The organism is Streptomyces sp. NPDC088194 (genome assembly GCF_040702025.1).
In the GTDB taxonomy this organism is placed as follows: Bacteria; Actinomycetota; Actinomycetes; order Streptomycetales; family Streptomycetaceae; genus Actinacidiphila.
Window position 1 is genome coordinate 1 of sequence record NZ_JBFBIV010000018.1, and the last position, 17,894, is coordinate 17,894.

Genomic DNA, 17,894 nt, shown 5'->3' on the forward strand with positions numbered 1-17,894 from the left:
GCCCCGACCACGTGGCGCTGCCGCTGCCCGAGCCGGTCCCCTCGGCCGGGCCCAGCCATGCCGCCGCCCACTCCTCCGCCGACACCGCCTCCACCGAAGTCCCGGCCCGCCGCGCCAAGCCCGGCCCGCCGGCCAGAGTCGCGGTCCCCGTCCTGGTCCTCGCCCTGCTCTGCTTCGCGGTCGGCATCGCGGCCCTGATGGCGTCCTGAGCGAACCCGACGTCCCGAGGTCCCGATGTCCCAAGATCCCGACGTCCCGGGACCGCGCGGGCTGCGGGAGTCCGCGCCGGGTCAGCCCCGTGCCGGCCGCCACCGGGCCGCGCCGAACCACACCGCGAGCACGAGCAGCAGCAGCGTTCCCACCGCGAACGCCCCGTACGCGACCAGGCGCAGCGCCGAGGAGGACGAGCCGCCGGTCGCGGTGCCGTCGGCCGCCGCCACGTCGTGCGCGTCGACGCCGATCCCGGCCGCGCCCGGGTTCCCCGAGTACGCCGGGGCGGCCTGCGCCGCGCCGTGCACCTGGACCCGCAGCGTGACCGGCACCGGCCCGCTGACCTGCTTGGCGACGTCCGGATGCACGGTGACCGCGAAGTAGTACCAGCCCGCGACCGCCACCCGCTGCACCATGTCGTCGTCCGACGAGCGGTTCGCGTAGGCCACGGTCGGCAACTGCTCGACCAGCGAGGTGGGCGCGCCGGAGTACGAGCCGTCGGCACCGTCGACGTACTGCCGGACCGGGCTGAAAGCCGTCAGCCGCACACCGGTGTTGACGAAGTCGAGCGAGCTGCCGATCAGCGGCGCGCTGGAGAAGTCCGCGAAGACGGTGGGCTGCTGGCCCCAGTCCACCGGGACCTTGTAGAAGCGGGTCTCGCCGGGCGGCACCCGGTCCTTCCAGACGCCGGTCCTGATCGCGGCCGCGGTCTCGAAGGAAGGGCCGCCGGACGCCTGCCGCACGGTGCCGGTGGTGAGCGGGGTCGGGGAGGCGGTGGCGCCGGTCGTGGCGGGGGCGGGCGGCGGCACGGAGCCGGGCTTCAACGGCGGTTCGAGCACGTAGCGCAGTTCCAGCGGCCAGGCCGCCTGATCCGAGCCGGGGTCGGAGGTCCGGTGCACCTGGAGGGTGTACTGGTCGGCGCGCCGGCAGTCGTCGTCCTCGTCGCCGGTGGCGCGCTCCACCGCGGTGCCGACCGGGCGGGCGTCGCCGTCGTCGTCGAAATGGCCTTCGCGGCTGTCGCACTCCGAACCGTCGGCGCTGACCAGCTTCAGCTCGAGGCCGTCGTCGTAGGTCACCTTCGAGCCGGACCGCGGCACCGCGAACGCCGAGGCGTAGGCGGAGGACTTCGCGTCCAGCGCGATGCCGTACATCCGGGTCTCGCCGGGCTTGATGCTGTCCCGGTACGTGACGCCGGCCTTCATCGCGGGCGCGTCGGCCGTGGTCGCCGCGCCGTCGAGCACGCTGCCCCGCGGCTGCCAGGTGGCCGGCGCGGTGGGTGCCGGGGCCGGGCTCCCGCCGTCCGCCGCCGCAGGGCCCGTGGCCGCGGCCAGCAGCAGTAACGCGGCGGCCACACCGAACGTCGTGCGCTTCATCCCCTGCTCCTGTCCCCACCGATCAGAGCGCGATGCACCGGCACCGTATCGAAGCCCGCGGGAACGGCGAAGGCCCCGGTCGCGCTGTGCGACCGGGGCCCGGAGATCGCCCCCACGCCTTGCGGCGTCCTGCTAACGGCGTCTCACACGTCTGTGCCGGAGCCACCCGGGACCGTGTCAGTGGCTTCCGTCCACAGGTCCTGCTCGGCGCGGTCCGCCTGGATCTGCCGGTACACGAACAGCCCGGCAACGGCGGCCAGGGCGATCAGGAGAATCTTCTTCATCGCCTGACCCTCCTCCTTCTAGCGTGAGACGAGCTTCTGACCCGCCCGACTATACACAGCAGCCGATACCGAACGGTTACCTGGCACCGAAAACGGGTAGGGCATCACGCCCGGTGGAAGTAGCGCTCCCGCGACCGGCCGAACCCCACAGGCGCCGAACCCCACAGGCGCCGAACCTCACCCAGCCGAATCTCACCCCGTGCCGAACCTCACCCGCCGCGGAGCCCCGACGCAGCGGCCTCAGCCGGAGAACGACGAAGGCGGCCCGGTCCCTCAGGGACCGAGCCGCCTGTCTGCGAGTGGGGCTACCAGGACTTGAACCTGGGGCCTCTTCCTTATCAGGGAAGCGCTCTAACCGTCTGAGCTATAGCCCCGCGCTGCACCGAAAGATTAGCGCACCAGGGGCCGTGGCCCAAAATCGGTTACTCGTCCTCGGCGAGAGTCAGCTCGATGCCGCCCACGAAACCCGAGGAGAGGTTGTAGATGAAGGCACCGAGCGTCGCCAGCGCGGTGGCGAGCACCACGTCGATGACCGCGATCACCGTGGTGAAGAGCATCACCCGGGACAGCGACAGGAAGCCGACGAGGTCGAAGCCGCCCTTGCCGCCCTCGGTGGAGGTCGCGTCGCTGATCGTGGAGCCCACGGCGCTGAACACGCCGATGGTGTCGAGCACCATCCACAGCACGGCGACCGCGATGATCGTGCAGATGCCCAGCGCGATGGAGAGCAGGAAGCTGACCTTCATCACCGACCACGGGTCGGCCTTGGCCACCCGCAGTCGCGCCTTGCGGGTGCGCGGCGCCGTCCGGGCCGCGGGCCGCGGTCTGCGCACCCCGGCCGCCGCCGGCGAGCCCGAGGTCCCGCCGGGAGCCCCGGCCGGGGCTCCGGCAGGAGCGCCCGGCGGGCGAGGCGGCGCATAGGCGGCCGGCGGCTGATGCGGCGACTGACGGGTGTCCGTCACGGTGTGTCCCCCCTCCTGCGGACCCTTGCGGTCCGCGGAGCCGCTAGGCCCGGCTCCCCCGGCCGAGCCATGGGCACCGCCTGTCCGGCCGGCACCGTGCGCACCGCCCGTCCTGCCGGACCCGCCCGCGGCGCCCATGGCTCCACTCACGGCTTACTCCTCTGGTTCACCGGCCGCGGGCTCGGTGCCCGGGACCGCAGCGTCATGCCCTGTCGTGCTCGTGTCGTCCTGCGCCGCTGCCTGCGCCGCCGCGCCGTCCTGCTCATCCGGCTCCGCGCCGTCCAGCTCCACGCCGTCCGGATCATCCTCCGCTTCGGCGTTCCGCGCGATACCTACCACCGCGTCCCGCTTGCCGAGATTGATGAGCTGAACGCCCATGGTGTCACGACCGGTCTCCCTGACCTCGTTGACCCGCGTGCGGATCACACCGCCGCTGAGCGTGATGGCGAGGATCTCATCGGTCTCCTCGACCACCAGCGCCCCGACCAGAGAGCCCCGGTCCTCCACGATCTTCGCTGCCTTGATACCGAGCCCGCCGCGCCCCTGCACGCGGTACTCGTCGACCCGCGTCCGCTTGGCGTATCCGCCGTCGGTGGCGGTGAAGACGAACGTACCGGGCCGGACGACGTTCATGGAGAGAAGTTCGTCACCCTCGCGGAAACTCATGCCCTTGACCCCGGAGGTGGCCCGCCCCATCGGCCGCAGCGCGTCGTCCGTCGCGGTGAAGCGAATGCACTGCGCCTTGCGGCTGACCAGCAACAAGTCGTCCTCGGCGGAGACCAGCTCGGCGCCGATCAGCTCGTCGGACTCGGCCGCGCCGCCCTCCTCGGCCGCTCCCGCGTCGCGCAGATTGATCGCGATGACGCCGCCGGAACGCGGGGAGTCGTAGTCCTTCAGCGCGCTCTTCTTCACCAAGCCGGACTTCGTGGCGAGCACCAGATACGGCGCCGCTTCGTAGTCCTTGATGGCCAGGATCTGGGCGATCCGCTCGTCCGGCTGGAAGGCCAGCAGGTTGGCGACATGCTGGCCGCGGGCGTCGCGTCCGGCGTCCGGGAGCTCGTACGCCTTGGCGCGGTAGACGCGTCCCTTGTTCGTGAAGAACAGCAACCATTGGTGCGTGGTTGTGACAAAGAAGTGGTCGACGATGTCGTCCTGCTTCAGCTTGGTGCCGCGCACGCCCTTGCCGCCGCGCTTCTGCGAGCGGTAGTCCTCGGTCTTGGTGCGCTTGACGTAGCCGCCACGGGTGATCGTGACGACGATGTCCTCTTCGGCGATCAGGTCCTCGATGGACATGTCACCGTCGAAGGGCACCAGCTTGCTGCGCCGGTCGTCGCCGAACTTGTCGACGATGGCCTGCAGCTCCTCACTGATGATCTGCCGCTGGCGCTCGGGGGAGGCCAGGATCGCGTTGTACTCGTTGATCTTCGCCTGGAGCTCGTCGTGCTCGGCGATGATCTTCTGCCGCTCCAGGGCGGCCAGCCGGCGCAGCTGCATCTCCAGGATCGCGTTCGCCTGGATCTCGTCGATCGTCAGCAGGCCCATCAGGCCCTCGCGCGCGGTCTCGACGGTGTCGCTGCGCCGGATCAGCGCGATGACCTCGTCGATCGCGTCGAGCGCCTTGAGCAGGCCGCGCAGGATGTGGGCGCGCTCCTCGGCCTTGCGCAGCCGGAAGCGGGTGCGCCGGACGATGACCTCGACCTGGTGGTTCACCCAGTTCCGGATGAACGCGTCCAGCGACAGCGTGCGCGGCACCCCGTCGACCAGCGCCAGCATGTTGGCGCCGAAGTTCGACTGGAGGTCGGTGTGCTTGTAGAGGTTGTTCAGCACGACCTTGGCGACGGCGTCGCGCTTGAGCACGATCACCAGCCGCTGGCCGGTGCGCGAGGAGGTCTCGTCGCGGACGTCCGCGATGCCGCCGATCCGGCCGTCCTTCACCAGGTCGGCGATCTTCTGCGCGAGGTTGTCCGGGTTGGTCTGGTACGGCAGCTCGGTGACGACCAGGCACTGCCGGTTCTGGATCTCCTCGACCTCGACGACCGCGCGCATGGTGATCGAGCCGCGGCCGGTGCGGTACGCGTCCTCGATGCCACGGCGGCCGACCACCAGGGCGCCGGTCGGGAAGTCCGGGCCCTTGATCCGCTCGATCAGGGCCTCGAGGAGTTCCTCGGAGCCGGCCTCCGGGTTGGCCAGGAACCACTGGGCGCCGTCGGCGACCTCCCGCAGGTTGTGCGGCGGGATGTTGGTGGCCATACCGACCGCGATCCCGGCCGAACCGTTGATCAGCAGGTTCGGGAAGCGGGACGGCAGGACCGTCGGCTCCTGGTTGCGGCCGTCGTAGTTGTCCGTGAAGTCGACGGTCTCCTCGTCGATGTCCCGGACCATCTCCATGGCCAGCGGCGCCATCTTGCACTCGGTGTACCGCATGGCGGCGGCCGGGTCGTTGCCCGGCGAGCCGAAGTTGCCGTTGGAGTCCACCAGCGGCATCCGCATCGACCACGGCTGCGCGAGGCGGACCAGCGCGTCGTAGATCGAGGAGTCGCCGTGCGGGTGGTACGTACCCATCACGTCACCGACGACGCGGGCGCACTTGTAGAAGCCCTTCTCCGGCCGGTAGCCGCCGTCGTACATCGCGTACAGCACCCGGCGGTGCACCGGCTTGAGGCCGTCGCGCACGTCCGGCAGGGCGCGCGAGACGATGACGGACATCGCGTAGTCGAGGTAGCTGCGCTGCATCTCCGTCTCGAGCCCGACGGGCTCGATGCGCAGTCCGCCGGACTCGTTGCGCTCGTCCATCTCGGACGCGGGGAGATCGGGCACGGGAGGGGTGTTGGGGGTCTCGTCGGCCATCGCTGTCTGATAGTCCTTTCACACGGCCGGAAGTCGGGGCCGACTCAGATGTCCAGGAACCGGACGTCCTTGGCGTTGCGCTGGATGAAGGTGCGGCGCGCCTCCACGTCCTCGCCCATCAGGACCGAGAACAGGTCGTCGGCCTGCGCCGCGTCGTCCAGGGTGACCTTGCCGAGCACGCGGTGGTCGATGTCCATGGTGGTGACCCGCAGCTCTTCCGCGTTCATCTCGCCGAGGCCCTTGAAGCGCTGGATCGAGTCCTCGCGGATGCGCTTGCCGCTCTGCTTGCCCAGCGCGACCAGCGCGTCGCGCTCGCGGTCGGAGTAGGCGTACTCCCAGTCGTCGCGGCCCCACTTCACCTTGAACAGCGGCGGGCGGGAGAGGTACACGTGCCCGGCCTCCACCAGCGGGCGCATGAAGCGGAAGAGGAAGGTCAGCAGCAGCGTGTTGATGTGCTGGCCGTCGACGTCGGCGTCCGCCATCAGGATGATCTTGTGATAGCGGAGCTTGTCGATGTCGAAGTCCTCGTGCACACCCGTGCCGAAGGCCGAGATCAGCGCCTGGATCTCCTGGTTCTGCAGGATCTTGTCGATCCTGGCCTTCTCCACGTTGAGGATCTTGCCGCGGATCGGGAGGATCGCCTGGTACTGCGGGTTGCGGCCGGACTTCGCCGAGCCGCCGGCGGAGTCACCCTCGACGATGAAGATCTCGCACTTCGTCGGGTCGTTCGACTGGCAGTCGCTCAGCTTGCCGGGCAGCGACGCGGACTCCAGCAGCCCCTTGCGGCGGGTGAGGTCCCGCGCCTTCCGGGCCGCGACCCGGGCGGTGGCCGCCTGGATCGACTTGCGGATGATGTCCGTGGCCTCGTTGGGATTGCGGTCCAGCCAGTCGGTGAGGTGCTCGTGCACGACCTTCTGGACGTACGTCTTCGCCTCGGTGTTGCCGAGCTTCGTCTTCGTCTGGCCCTCGAACTGCGGCTCGCCGAGCTTCACCGAGATGATCGCGGTCAGGCCCTCGCGGATGTCCTCGCCGGTGAGGTTGTCGTCCTTCTCCCGCAGCAGCTTCTTCTCCCGCGCGTAGCGGTTGACCAGGCCGGTCAGCGCCGCGCGGAAGCCCTCCTCGTGGGTGCCGCCCTCGTGGGTGTGGATCGTGTTCGCGAAGCTGTAGACACCCTCGCTGTACTGGGTGTTCCACTGCATCGCGACCTCGACCGACAGCAGCCGCTCCTTGTCCTCCGCCTCGATGTCGATCACCGTGGGGTGGACCATCTCGCCCTTGCGCGAGTTGAGGTACCGCACGTAGTCGACGATGCCGCCCTCGTAGTAGTACGAGGCGGAGAGCGGCTTGCCCTCCTCGTCGACGTGGTCGGGGCGCTCGTCGGTCAGCGCGATCCGCAGGCCCTTGTTGAGGAACGCCATCTCCTGGAGGCGCCGGGAGAGCGTCTCGAAGGAGTAGTCGGTGGTCTCGAAGATGTCGGGGTCGGCCCAGAAGGTGACCGAGGTGCCGGTCTCCTCGGTGGCTTCGTGCTCGGCCAGCGGCGCGGTGGGCACGCCCAGCTTGTACTCCTGCGTCCAGCGGCGGCCCTCGGTGCGGATCTCGACAGCGACGCGCGTCGACAGCGCGTTGACCACGGAGACGCCGACGCCGTGCAGACCGCCGGAGACCGCGTAGCCGCCGCCGCCGAACTTGCCGCCCGCGTGCAGCACGGTCAGCACGACCTCGACGGCCGGCTTGCCCTCCGAGGGGATGATGCCGACCGGGATGCCGCGCCCGTTGTCCACCACACGCACGCCACCGTCGGCGAGGATCGTGACATCGATGGTGTCGGCGTAGCCGGCCATCGCCTCGTCGACCGAGTTGTCGACGACCTCTTGCACGAGGTGGTGCAGGCCCCGCTCACCGGTCGAGCCGATGTACATACCGGGGCGCTTGCGCACCGCCTCAAGCCCTTCCAGCACGGTGATCGCACTGGCGTCGTAGGACTTGTTGGAGTTCTCGTTGGGGTTGCCGGAATCGGCCACGAAGCGCCCTTTCTGGCACAGCACGAGCCTGGTCCCACCGAGGTGGGACCGGCTGCGATGTTCTGACTGTGGTTCGACGGTTCCGCTGGGGTACCCCTGCCGGACTCGCCGGACTGCCAGGGGAGGGCGGTCTCGTATCAGTCTACCGGTAGCGCCGACATGAGTGGGGCTTTGCCGGTACCTGAGTTCCCATGTGCCGCCCAAACCCTGCCGCGCCCGACTCCCTACACGCGGACCCGGTGCCGAAACCGCTCACGCGGGCGTCCAGGGCTTCCGGCTGTCAACCCTTCGCTACGCTCAGCAGGGGCATCCGTGCGCCACTCGCTCACCCGTATGTGTCACCGGGACCGCGGCTGCCGGGCGCCCGCAACCGGCCGTACGACCGGCTCGGTCCGGCCGGCGCCAGCACCTTGATCACCCGCACCGTGCCGTGCCCGAGATCGGCGTTGAGCCGGGCCACCAGGGTGGGCGCGAGCAGCCTCAACTGCGTGGCCCACGCGGTGGAGTCGCACTGGACGGTCAGCACCCGCTCGTCCTCGTCGTACCGGTCCGGCGCGCAGTGCAGCGCCACCTCGGGTCCGACGAGCTGGGGCCAGCGGCCCATCACCCCGCCGACGGCGGCCGGCGCCTCCCAGCCGCGCTCGGTGATCAGCCGGTTGATCGCCGCGCCCAGCGGCAGCGGGTCGCGGCCGTCCGCCCGGGCGCCGCTGCGCAGGCCGCCCCGGCGGGCCTGCTTCTTCTGCACCGCGGCCGCGCCCCGGGCGCGCGCCTGCTCCTTCGCCGCCCGCAGCGCCACGCGGGCGAGATCCACGCCCGATGTGCCGCCCGACGTGCCGGCTGCGGCCGACGGGTCCGGCCCGCCGGATGCCGCGCTCGACGCCGCGCCCGACCCGGCGGTGGACGCGGTGCCCGCCGCCGCGCCGTCCTGCCGCGGTACGGCCCTGCCGGCGCCGTCCTCGCGCCACGCCTTCGCCCGCTCGCCTTCGCTCATGCCCGCTGCACCGTCCCGTTCTGCACCGCGAACCGCGAGCCCACCAGCACTCCCGGCACGTCGTCGTCGACCGCGGCCGTGACCAGCACCTGCTCGCCGGGCGCGACGAGTTCGGCCAGCCGCTCCCGGCGCCGGGTGTCCAGCTCGGCGAACACGTCGTCCAGCACCAGCACCGGCTCCCGGCCGTCGGAGCAGAGCAGTTCGTACGACGCCAGCCGCAACGCGAGGGCGTACGACCACGACTCGCCGTGGCTGGCATAGCCCTTCGCCGGCAGCGGGCCGAGCTTCAGCACCAGGTCGTCGCGGTGCGGGCCGACGAGCGTGACACCGCGCTCGATCTCCTGCTTGCGGGCCTCGCCCAGCGCCTCCAGCAGCCGCCCGTACAGGTCCTCGCGGCCGGTCGCGCCCGCCATCCGCTCGTCGCCGATCGAGCCGCGGTACTCCAGGCCGACCGGGCCGCCGCCGGGCGCGAGTTGCTCGTACGCCTTGTCGGCCAGCGGCTGGAGCGCGGCGACCAGGTCGAGCCGCTGGGCGAGCACTTCGGCGCCGACGCGGGCCAGGTGCTGGTCCCACACGTCGAGCGTGGACAGGTCGGCGCCGCCCGTCCTGCCACCGGGGCCCGCGGCCGCCCGGCTGCCGTGCCGGCGGGCCAACGCGGCGGACTTCAGCAGGGTGTTGCGCTGCTTGAGTACCCGTTCGTAGTCGGCGCGCACGCCGGCGAGGCGGGGGGCGCGGGCGGTGACCAGCTCGTCGAGGAAGCGGCGGCGCTCGCCGGGGTCGCCCTTGACCAGCGCCAGGTCCTCCGGCGCGAACAGCACGCTGCGCAGGATGCCGAGCACGTCCCGCGGCCGGACCTGCGAAGAGCGGTTGATCCGGGCCCGGTTGGCCTTGCCCGGGTTGATCTCCAGCTCGACCAGCTGCTGCCGGTCGCCCTGCACCACCTGGGCGCGTACCACCGACCGCTCCGCGCCGAGCCGCACCAGCGGGGCGTCCGAGGCGACCCGGTGGCTGCCGAGGGTGGCCAGGTAGCCGACCGCCTCGACCAGGTTGGTCTTGCCGTGCCCGTTGGGCCCGACGAAAACCGTGACGCCCGGGTCGAGGGGGACCTCGGCCCGGGCGTAGGAGCGGAAGTCGGCGAGCGAAAGGTGCGCTACGTGCATCGCGTGCTGTGGCGCTGGGCGCGCCGACCTCCCTGCTGTGACGTGCGGTGCGGTACCGCTCGGCCTATTCGGCCGCGGTGACCGCGTGACCGCCGAACTCGTTGCGCAGCGCGGCGATCATCTTCATCTGCGGCGAGTCCTCCTGGCGGGACGAGAAGCGGGCGAAGAGGGACGCGGTGATCGCGGGCATCGGCACCGCGTTGTCGATCGCGGCCTCCACGGTCCAGCGGCCCTCACCGGAGTCGTCCGCGTAACCGCGCAGCTTCTCCAGGTGCTCGCTCTTGTCGAGCGCGTCCACGGCCAGGTCGAGCAGCCAGGAGCGGATCACCGTACCCGACTTCCAGGAGCGGAAGACCTCGCGGACGTCGGTGACCGAGTCGACCGCCTCCAGCAGCTCCCAGCCCTCGGCGTACGCCTGCATCATGGCGTACTCGATGCCGTTGTGGACCATCTTGGCGAAGTGGCCGGCGCCGACCTTGCCGGCGTGCACCGCGCCCGAGTCGCCCTCGGGCTTGAGGGCGTCGAAGATCGGCTGGGCCTTGGCGACGTCCTCGTCCTTGCCGCCGTACATCAGCGCGTAGCCGTTGGCGAGGCCCCACACGCCGCCGGAGACGCCGCAGTCGACGAAGCCGATGCCCTTGGCGGCCAGCTCGTCGGCGTGCTTCTCGTCGTCGGTCCAGCGGGAGTTGCCGCCGTCGACCACGAGGTCGCCGGGGGAGAGCAGCTCGCCGAGTTCGTCGATGGTGGCCTGGGTGGCCGGGCCGGCCGGGACCATGACCCACACCACGCGCGGCCCGTGGAGCGCGTCCACAAGTTCCTTGAGGCTGTGGACATCGGCGAGGTCCGGGTTCCGGTCGTACCCGATGACAGTGTGGCCGGCGCGGCGGATGCGCTCGCGCATGTTGCCGCCCATCTTGCCGAGACCGATGAGACCGAGCTCCATCACTGACCCTTCGTTCGAAGCATTCGACGCGTCACGCCTGACGCGTGACCGCGGCACCTGGCTGGACCGCCTTGCCTGACCTGATCCGACCACGAGCCTACGTCGGCCCGCGTTCCCGGCCTCAGCCGGACAGGCGCACCGGCATGATCAGGTACTTGTACGCGTCGTCGGCTTCGGCGTCGACCGCCGGCCGCCCGCTGAGCAGAGCGGGCTTGGTGGAGGTCGTGAAGGACAGCTGGGCGGCCGGGGAGTCGATCGCGCTCAGGCCGTCGAGCAGGAACGTCGGGTTGAAGGCGATCGAGATGTCGTCGCCGTCGAGCTTGGCGTCGACCCTTTCCACAGCCTGTGCGTCGTCGCTGGAGCCGGCCTCGAGGGTGAGCACGCCCTGCTCGAAGCTCAGCCGCACCGGGGTGTTGCGCTCGGCGACCAGCGCGACGCGCTTCACCGCCTCGACCAGGGGCGCGGTCTCGATCACCGCGACCGAGGCGAACTCGGTGGGGAAGAGCGTGCGGTACTTCGGCAGGTCGCCTTCGAGCAGCCGGGTGGTGGTGCGGCGGCCGGCGCCCTCGAAGCCGATCAGCCCCTCACCGTCGCCCGCGCCGGCCAGGGCGATGGAGACGGTGTCACCGCTGGTGAGCGACTTGGCGGTGTCCTGAAGGGTCTTGGCGGGCACCAGCGCGACCGCGGAGATGTCCGCCTGCTCGGGCTTCCACAGGAACTCGCGGACCGCGAAGCGGTACCGGTCGGTCGCGGCCAGCGTGACGGTGTCGCCCTCGATCTCGATCCGCACACCGGTGAGCACCGGCAGGGTGTCGTCGCGCCCGGCGGCGATGGCCACCTGGGCCGCGGCGGCGGCGAAGACCTCACCGGGGACGGTGCCCGAGGCGGTGGGCATCGCGGGCAGCGCCGGGTACTCCTCGACGGGGAGGGTGTGCAGCGTGAAGCGGGAACTGCCGCAGACCACGGTGACCCGCACGCCGTCGGTGGAGATCTCCACCGGGCGGTTGGGCAGCGCCCTGGAGATGTCGGCGAGCAGCCGGCCGGAGACCAGCACGGTGCCCTCTTCGTCGACCTCGGCCTCGACCGAAACCCGCGCCGAGACCTCGTAGTCGAAGCCGGAGAGGCTGAGCTTGCCCTCCTCGGCCTTGAGCAGCAGTCCGGCGAGTACGGGCACCGGGGGACGGGCCGGGAGGCTGCGGGCTGCCCAAGCCACTGCCTCGGCGAGTACGTCGCGCTCCACCCGGATCTTCACCGGAACCGCCTCCTGCTTGTTGCTGGCTGTCGGGGACCAGTCTGACGCACAGGACTGACAGTAGGTGCGGGTTGGCGTCAAGCCGTGACCCGAGCCGCGGGGCGGTGCCGGGCCGAGTTGTGCACACCCCCCGCTTCGAAACGACTTCGCAGCTCTCTATGTGTAGTCGTAGTAGTAGGGGTTGTGGATACCGTGGATAACCGGTTCCTTCGCAGGTCAGGCCCGGTTTTTTATCCACCGAGCCTGTGGGTGACGGCGGTGGATAACCAGGGGCTGCTGTGGACGGCGGAAAGTTGTGCACACCCGATACACAGGGCGACCCGACTTGTCCCCAGCTCCGTCCCCAGAAATACCCGGGTTCTCCCCAGCCCAACCCACCTCCTTGGTGTGACGGCTTTCACTCGTTCGTGGGATCGATCGTGTTTCGTTGCCGAACAGTGGACGAGCATGTGGAGAAGCGGCCCGAAGCTGTGCACAACCCAGGGCATCCTGTGGGCGAGCGGTGGACAACTTCTCATCCCCGGTGCAGGGTTGCCCGATTCATCCACAGTCTGTGGATATGGGTTACCCACATTTCCACACCCCGCTGAGCTGGGCAGACGGCCCTTGAGCCGACTGGCCTGTGGAGACGAATCTGGACAACTCCGGTGTCCCCAGGGTGTGGACGGCGGTCCGGCGACGTTTCTGTGGAGAAACGGATCTCCGGTGGGGGTAATCGAACAGCCGGAAACGGCGAGTGCCCCGGGAGCGGGGCTCCCGGGGCACTCGTGGGCGGTCGTGGGCGCGGTTGTGGGCGGTCGAGGACGCTCGTGGGCGCGGTCGAGGACGGTCGAGGACGCCCCCGCCGTCAGCTCTTGATGCGGTTCGTCAGCTCCGTCACCTGGTTGTAGATGGAGCGGCGCTCGGCCATCAGCGAGCGGATCTTCCGGTCGGCGTGCATGACCGTCGTGTGGTCGCGGCCGCCGAAGAGCGCACCGATCTTCGGCAGGGACAGGTCGGTCAGCTCACGGCACAGGTACATCGCGATCTGCCGGGCGGTGACCAGCACCCGGCTGCGGGAGGACCCGGACAGGTCGTCCACCGCGAGCCCGAAGTACGCGGCCGTCTCCGCCATGATGGCGGTGCCGCTGATCTCCGGTACCGAGTCGTCGCCGCCCGGGATCAGGTCCTTCAGCACGATCTCGGTGAGCTGGAGGTCGACTGGCTGCCGGTTGAGGCTGGCGAAGGCGGTGACCCGGATCAGCGCGCCCTCCAACTCGCGGATGTTGCGCGAGATCCGCGAGGCGATGAACTCCAGTACCTCCGGCGGCGCGTTGAGCTGCTCCTGCACCGCCTTCTTCCGCAGGATCGCGATCCGCGTCTCCAACTCGGGCGGCTGGACGTCGGTGATCAGGCCCCACTCGAACCGGTTGCGCAGCCGGTCCTCCAGGGTGACCAGCTGCTTCGGCGGCCGGTCGGAGGAGAGCACGATCTGCTTGTTCGCGTTGTGCAGGGTGTTGAAGGTGTGGAAGAACTCCTCCTGCGTCGACTCCTTCTGGGCCAGGAACTGGATGTCGTCGACGAGCAGGATGTCCATGTCCCGGTACCGCTTGCGGAAGGCGTCCGCCTTGCCGTCCCGGATGGAGTTGATGAACTCGTTGGTGAACTCCTCCGAGCTCACGTACCGCACCCGGGTGCCCGGGTAGAGGCTGCGCGCGTAGTGCCCGATGGCGTGCAGCAGGTGTGTCTTGCCGAGGCCGGACTCCCCGTAGATGAAGAGCGGGTTGTACGCCTTGGCGGGCGCCTCGGCGACGGCGACCGCGGCCGCGTGCGCGAAGCGGTTGGACGCGCCGATCACGAAGGTGTCGAAGAGGTACTTGGGGTTCAGCCGCGCGGTCGGCTCGACCGCGCCGCCACCGTTCCCGCTGCCGGGCTGCTCGCTGCGCGCGGCCGGCACCCCGCCCGGCTGCTGGTACCCGGCCGGCGGCACGTACGACTGCGGACCGCCCTGGTGCGGGCCGGAGCGGCCCTGCTGCTGGTGCCCCTGGTGCGGCACGCTCGGGTAGCTGTCGCGCGGCTCGGGCCGGTAGCGCCGCTCGTCGTACGGCTCCGGGCGGCTGTCGTACGACTCGGACCTGCCGCCGTCGTAGGAGTCCCGGGGGGAGCGCCGCTCGTCATAGGAGTCGCGGCGCACCTCGTACGGCTCGCGTTCCTGGAACTCGACCGGTGCGGGCACGCCCCAGCTGCCGAGCTTGGGCTGCTGCCAGTCCTGGCGGTCGTCAGGGTAGGCGGGGCGCATCCGCATCTCGTGGGCGTCGCGCGGATCGCGGTTGTCACGGTTGTCGCGGGCGCCGAGAGGGTCACGGGCGTCGTGCTGGTCGCGGGGGTCCCGGCCGTCGCGCGCGTCCCGGGGGTCCCGGCTGTCGTGCTGGTCGCGGGAGTCGTGCATGTCGCGCTGGTCGTGGTCGTCGGCCGTTTCCACGGGAGGCCGGGGCGGGTGATCCTGCTCGCCGCCCGAGGCGACCGCGATCGCGATCCCGACCGAGTGACCGAACTCACTGCTGAGCACCTTGGTGATCAGCGGCAGCAGCCGGCCCTCCAACACGTTCTTGGCGAACTCGTTGGGAGCGGAGAGCACCGCGGTGCCGGCCACCAGGGCCAGCGGCTGGGTGCGCTGCAGCCACTCCGTGTCCTTCGGTTTCAGCTCGCTGTCCACCAGGAGCTTCTGCAGGACCCGTGGCCACACTGCGGCAAGATCGGCAGTCACGTCGGCCACAGTGCACGCTCTCTCGGGTCGCTTGGTGGTGCGGAAAACTCCCGCGAAAGTGTGAACCTCCGGAGGGGCGGGGAGTGTACGAAGTTCGGTACCTGGATGAGCCCGGAGTCCAGTCACGGTAGTCAGGCCAGTGTGCGCGGTTCAAGTCGTTGTCCACAGGGTGTGTACAAACCTCGGGGTGTCGCGGCCGGGTTTGACCGGATGGCCTAGCCGCACGTACCGTATCGAGGTCGAGTTGTCGATGGCTGCTGCCGCCTGCCTACCGATGGGCGAAGATCTTCCGGGTGCCTCCGGCCTCCGGGTGGTTGTCAAAGCGGTACACCCGATCAGTCCGCGAGCTTCCTCGTGGGCGCACGGTGACAGCCAGGCGACGCACCGCTGCCATCCCGATCCCCCTGGAGCCCCAGAGTGAGCAAGCGCACCTTCCAGCCGAACAACCGTCGCCGCGCGAAGACCCACGGCTTCCGTCTGCGCATGCGGACCCGCGCCGGCCGTGCCATCCTCTCGACCCGCCGTGGCAAGGGCCGCGCCCGCCTGTCCGCCTGATTGCCACAGGTCTCATGCCGTGCTGCCCACCGAGAATCGGCTGAGGCGGCGCCAGGACTTCGGCGAAGCGGTTCGCCGTGGACGCCGGGCGGGTCGCCCGCTGCTGGTCGTCCATCTGCGCCGCGACGCCACGGACCCGCATGCGCCAGGGGGAGGCAGTCCCCCGGCGCGTGCGGGTTTCGTCGTAAGCAAAGCGGTCGGCAACGCCGTGCAACGCAACCTGGTCCGGCGTCGACTGCGTCATCTGGTCCGGGAACGTCTGCCGCTGCTGCCCCCCGGTAGCCTTGTGGTAGTACGCGCGCTCCCCGAGGCGGGAAGCGCGGACCATGCACAGCTAGCCCTCGACCTGGACGCCGCGCTCCAGCGGTTGCTGGGCCGTGACACCCGTGGCGACGCCGAGGGGAGGGTGGCTCGATGAAATACCCACTACTGGCACTGATCAAGCTCTACCAGTGGACGATCAGTCCCCTGCTCGGCCCGGTGTGCCGGTACTACCCCTCCTGCTCGCACTACGGATACACGGCCATCGACCGGCACGGCGCCATCAAGGGAACCGCGCTGACCGCGTGGCGCATCCTGCGGTGCAACCCCTGGTCGCCAGGTGGCGTGGATCACGTCCCGCCGCGTAAGCGGCCGCGATGGCACGAACTGCTGCGCCGCTACCTGCGGGGCGGCTCCGACGGGCCCGTCACGCCCGAGCCCACCGGACCCTCTCACGCCCAAGGAGCCTGACCGTGGGGATCTTGAACCCCCTCTATGACGCCGTTTCGTGGATCATCGTCCAGTTCCACTCGCTGTACAGCCTGGTTTTCGACAAGGACAGCGGTTGGGCGTGGGGTCTGTCCATCGTCTCCCTGGTGGTCCTGATCCGGACGGCGCTGATCCCGCTCTTCGTGAAGCAGATCAAGTCCACCCGGAACATGCAGGTGCTCCAGCCGAAGATGAAGGCGATCCAGGAGCGCTACAAGAACGACCGGCAGAAGCAGTCCGAGGAGATGATGAAGCTGTACAAGGAGACGGGTACCAACCCGCTCTCCTCGTGCCTGCCGATTCTGGTCCAGTCGCCGTTCTTCTTCGCCCTGTACCACGTGCTGAGCAATGTGGCGAAGGGCCACGAGGTCGGCGTGATCCACATGAACCTCGTGGAGAGCGCGAGCAAGGCGCACATCTTCGGCGCCCCGCTGCCGGCGAAGTTCCTGGACTCCACCGCCACCCTGGCGCACCTGAACACCAGCCACGCCGAGGTACGCACCGTCACGATCATCATGATCGTGCTGATGTCGTTCTCGCAGTTCTACACGCAGCGCCAGCTGATGACGAAGAACGTGGACATGTCGGTGAACACGCCGTTCATGCAGCAGCAGAAGATGCTGATGTACGTGTTCCCGCTGATCTTCGCGGGCTTCGGCATCATCGCCCCGGTCGGTGTGCTGCTGTACTGGCTGACCACCAACGTCTGGACGATGTGCCAGCAGCTGATCGTCATCCGGCGCAACCCCACCCCGGGCAGTCTCGCGTTCAAGCAGCGGCAGGAGCGGCTGCGGGCCAAGGGCAAGCTGGTGGAGCCGCCCGAGGAGGTCAAGGCGAAGGAAGCGGTCGAGCAGGCGCGCGCCAACCGCACCCAGCCGAAGCGGCAGAGCAAGTCCCAGCGGACCTCCGGCGGGACCGCGACCAGCACGCGTACGGCTGGTGGCTCCGGTTCCGGGACCGCGACGTCCGGGAAGGCGTCCGACGAGTCCGACGCTTCCGGTGGGTCCGGCGCCTCGAAGTCGTCCGGCGGTTCCGGTGCCTCCAAGTCCTCGGGTGCCTCGAAGTCGTCCGGTGCGTCGAAGTCTTCCGGCGGGAAGCAGTCCGGCGGCGGGAAGGGCGGCGCGCCCCGCGCGGGCGCGCCCAGGGCCGGTGCGCCGCGGGCGGGCGGTTCCAAGCAGGGCGGCGGTGCCTCGGGCAAGCAGTCCGGCGGCGCGAAGCCCAAGCCCGGCAACCTGTCGAAGAAGAAGTAAGAGGAGAGTCCAGGCGTGAGCGACGTCAACACGACCACGGCACCCGAAAGCGGCTCGTCCGCCGGCCTGACCCGGCTGGAGCAGGAAGGCGAGATCGCTGCGGACTACCTCGAGGGTCTGCTCGATATCGCCGACCTCGACGGCGACATCGACATGGATGTCGAGGGCGAGCGCGCGTCGGTGTCGATCATCGGCGACGGTGGCAGCCGTGATCTGAACAAGCTGGTCGGGCGGGAGGGTGAGGTCCTGGAGGCGCTGCAGGAGCTGACCCGGCTCGCGGTGCACCGGGAGACCGGCGAGCGCAGCCGGCTGATGCTGGACATCGCCGGGTTCCGCGCCCACAAGCGGGCCGAGCTGGCGAAGCTCGGCGCGAGCGCGGCGGCGGAGGTCAAGCAGACCGGTGAGCCGGTGAAGCTGGACCCGATGACGCCGTTCGAGCGCAAGGTCGTGCATGACGCGGTCGCCGCGGCCGGTCTGCGCAGCGAGTCCGAGGGCGAGGAGCCGCAGCGCCGCGTGGTCGTTCTGCCCGCGTAGCACCGCGACCGGCCCG

At 70.1% G+C, this 17,894-nt stretch carries 15 protein-coding genes, 1 tRNA gene and 1 pseudogene; 6 read left to right on the forward strand and 11 right to left on the reverse strand.

All coding sequences use genetic code 11. The annotated features are described in order from the left end of the window. Nucleotides 1-209, forward strand: a pseudogene (locus tag AB0399_RS12365) (serine/threonine protein kinase); the annotation flags it as partial. An 81-nt stretch (nt 210-290) separates the two neighbouring features. Here the strand turns inward: AB0399_RS12365 and AB0399_RS12370 are convergent. The 11 genes from AB0399_RS12370 to dnaA form a co-directional block, all read right to left on the reverse strand. After that, entirely contained in the window at nt 291-1,583 is a 1,293-nt protein-coding gene (locus AB0399_RS12370; RefSeq protein ID WP_366411224.1) for a hypothetical protein, read from the reverse strand. A 143-nt stretch (nt 1,584-1,726) separates the two neighbouring features. After that, the gene (locus AB0399_RS12375) at nt 1,727-1,867 is read right to left on the reverse strand and encodes a DLW-39 family protein (RefSeq protein ID WP_328466668.1); all 141 of its coding nucleotides are present in this window, start codon (nt 1,865-1,867) and stop codon (nt 1,727-1,729) included. 300 nt (nt 1,868-2,167) lie between these two features. Continuing rightward, nucleotides 2,168-2,241 (reverse strand) — tRNA-Ile (locus tag AB0399_RS12380). A 48-nt stretch (nt 2,242-2,289) separates the two neighbouring features. Next, a complete protein-coding gene (locus AB0399_RS12385) occupies nt 2,290-2,979 on the reverse strand; it encodes a DUF3566 domain-containing protein (RefSeq protein ID WP_329366976.1) in 690 nt (229 codons plus the stop codon). A gap of 3 nt (nt 2,980-2,982) precedes the next feature. Then, nucleotides 2,983-5,676 (reverse strand): DNA gyrase subunit A, encoded by a 2,694-nt coding sequence (gene gyrA, locus AB0399_RS12390; protein ID WP_366411225.1) that lies wholly within the window; start codon nt 5,674-5,676, stop codon nt 2,983-2,985. A gap of 44 nt (nt 5,677-5,720) precedes the next feature. Then, nucleotides 5,721-7,721, reverse strand: a complete 2,001-nt coding sequence (gyrB, locus tag AB0399_RS12395; RefSeq protein ID WP_328466633.1) for a DNA topoisomerase (ATP-hydrolyzing) subunit B — start codon at nt 7,719-7,721, stop codon at nt 5,721-5,723. Between the two features lie 301 nt (nt 7,722-8,022). Beyond that, a complete protein-coding gene (locus tag AB0399_RS12400; protein ID WP_366411226.1) occupies nt 8,023-8,688 on the reverse strand; it encodes a DciA family protein in 666 nt (221 codons plus the stop codon). After that, nucleotides 8,685-9,848 carry a DNA replication/repair protein RecF gene (gene recF, locus AB0399_RS12405; protein WP_329366981.1) on the reverse strand — a complete coding sequence of 388 codons (1,164 nt, stop codon included), beginning with the start codon at nt 9,846-9,848 and terminating at the stop codon, nt 8,685-8,687. The genes AB0399_RS12400 and recF overlap by 4 nt, the downstream gene beginning before the upstream one ends. Nucleotides 9,849-9,912: 64 nt before the next feature. Further along, nucleotides 9,913-10,848, reverse strand: coding sequence for a phosphogluconate dehydrogenase (NAD(+)-dependent, decarboxylating) (gene gnd / locus AB0399_RS12410; protein ID WP_366411227.1), 936 nt, complete (start codon nt 10,846-10,848; stop codon nt 9,913-9,915). A gap of 64 nt (nt 10,849-10,912) precedes the next feature. Beyond that, a complete protein-coding gene (gene dnaN, locus AB0399_RS12415) occupies nt 10,913-12,043 on the reverse strand; it encodes a DNA polymerase III subunit beta (RefSeq protein WP_328466625.1) in 1,131 nt (376 codons plus the stop codon). A gap of 847 nt (nt 12,044-12,890) precedes the next feature. After that, the gene (gene dnaA / locus AB0399_RS12420; RefSeq protein ID WP_366411228.1) at nt 12,891-14,798 is read right to left on the reverse strand and encodes a chromosomal replication initiator protein DnaA; all 1,908 of its coding nucleotides are present in this window, start codon (nt 14,796-14,798) and stop codon (nt 12,891-12,893) included. A 408-nt stretch (nt 14,799-15,206) separates the two neighbouring features. Between dnaA and rpmH the strand changes: the two genes are divergently transcribed. The 5 genes from rpmH to AB0399_RS12445 are packed head-to-tail and all read left to right on the forward strand — an operon-like array spanning nt 15,207 to nt 17,878. Further along, nucleotides 15,207-15,344: a 50S ribosomal protein L34 gene (rpmH, locus tag AB0399_RS12425; RefSeq protein WP_103886005.1), complete on the forward strand. Its 138-nt coding sequence runs from the start codon at nt 15,207-15,209 to the stop codon at nt 15,342-15,344. Nucleotides 15,345-15,363: 19 nt separating this feature from the next. After that, nucleotides 15,364-15,762: a ribonuclease P protein component gene (rnpA, locus tag AB0399_RS12430; protein WP_328466619.1), complete on the forward strand. Its 399-nt coding sequence runs from the start codon at nt 15,364-15,366 to the stop codon at nt 15,760-15,762. Further along, nucleotides 15,759-16,076, forward strand: a complete 318-nt coding sequence (gene yidD / locus AB0399_RS12435; protein ID WP_202234819.1) for a membrane protein insertion efficiency factor YidD — start codon at nt 15,759-15,761, stop codon at nt 16,074-16,076. Before rnpA ends, yidD begins: the two co-directional genes overlap by 4 nt. 2 nt (nt 16,077-16,078) lie before the next feature. Next, nucleotides 16,079-17,344 carry a membrane protein insertase YidC gene (yidC, locus tag AB0399_RS12440; RefSeq protein WP_366411229.1) on the forward strand — a complete coding sequence of 422 codons (1,266 nt, stop codon included), beginning with the start codon at nt 16,079-16,081 and terminating at the stop codon, nt 17,342-17,344. 15 nt (nt 17,345-17,359) lie between these two features. Further along, nucleotides 17,360-17,878 carry a R3H domain-containing nucleic acid-binding protein gene (locus AB0399_RS12445; protein WP_329366993.1) on the forward strand — a complete coding sequence of 173 codons (519 nt, stop codon included), beginning with the start codon at nt 17,360-17,362 and terminating at the stop codon, nt 17,876-17,878. Nucleotides 17,879-17,894 lie beyond the last annotated feature (16 nt).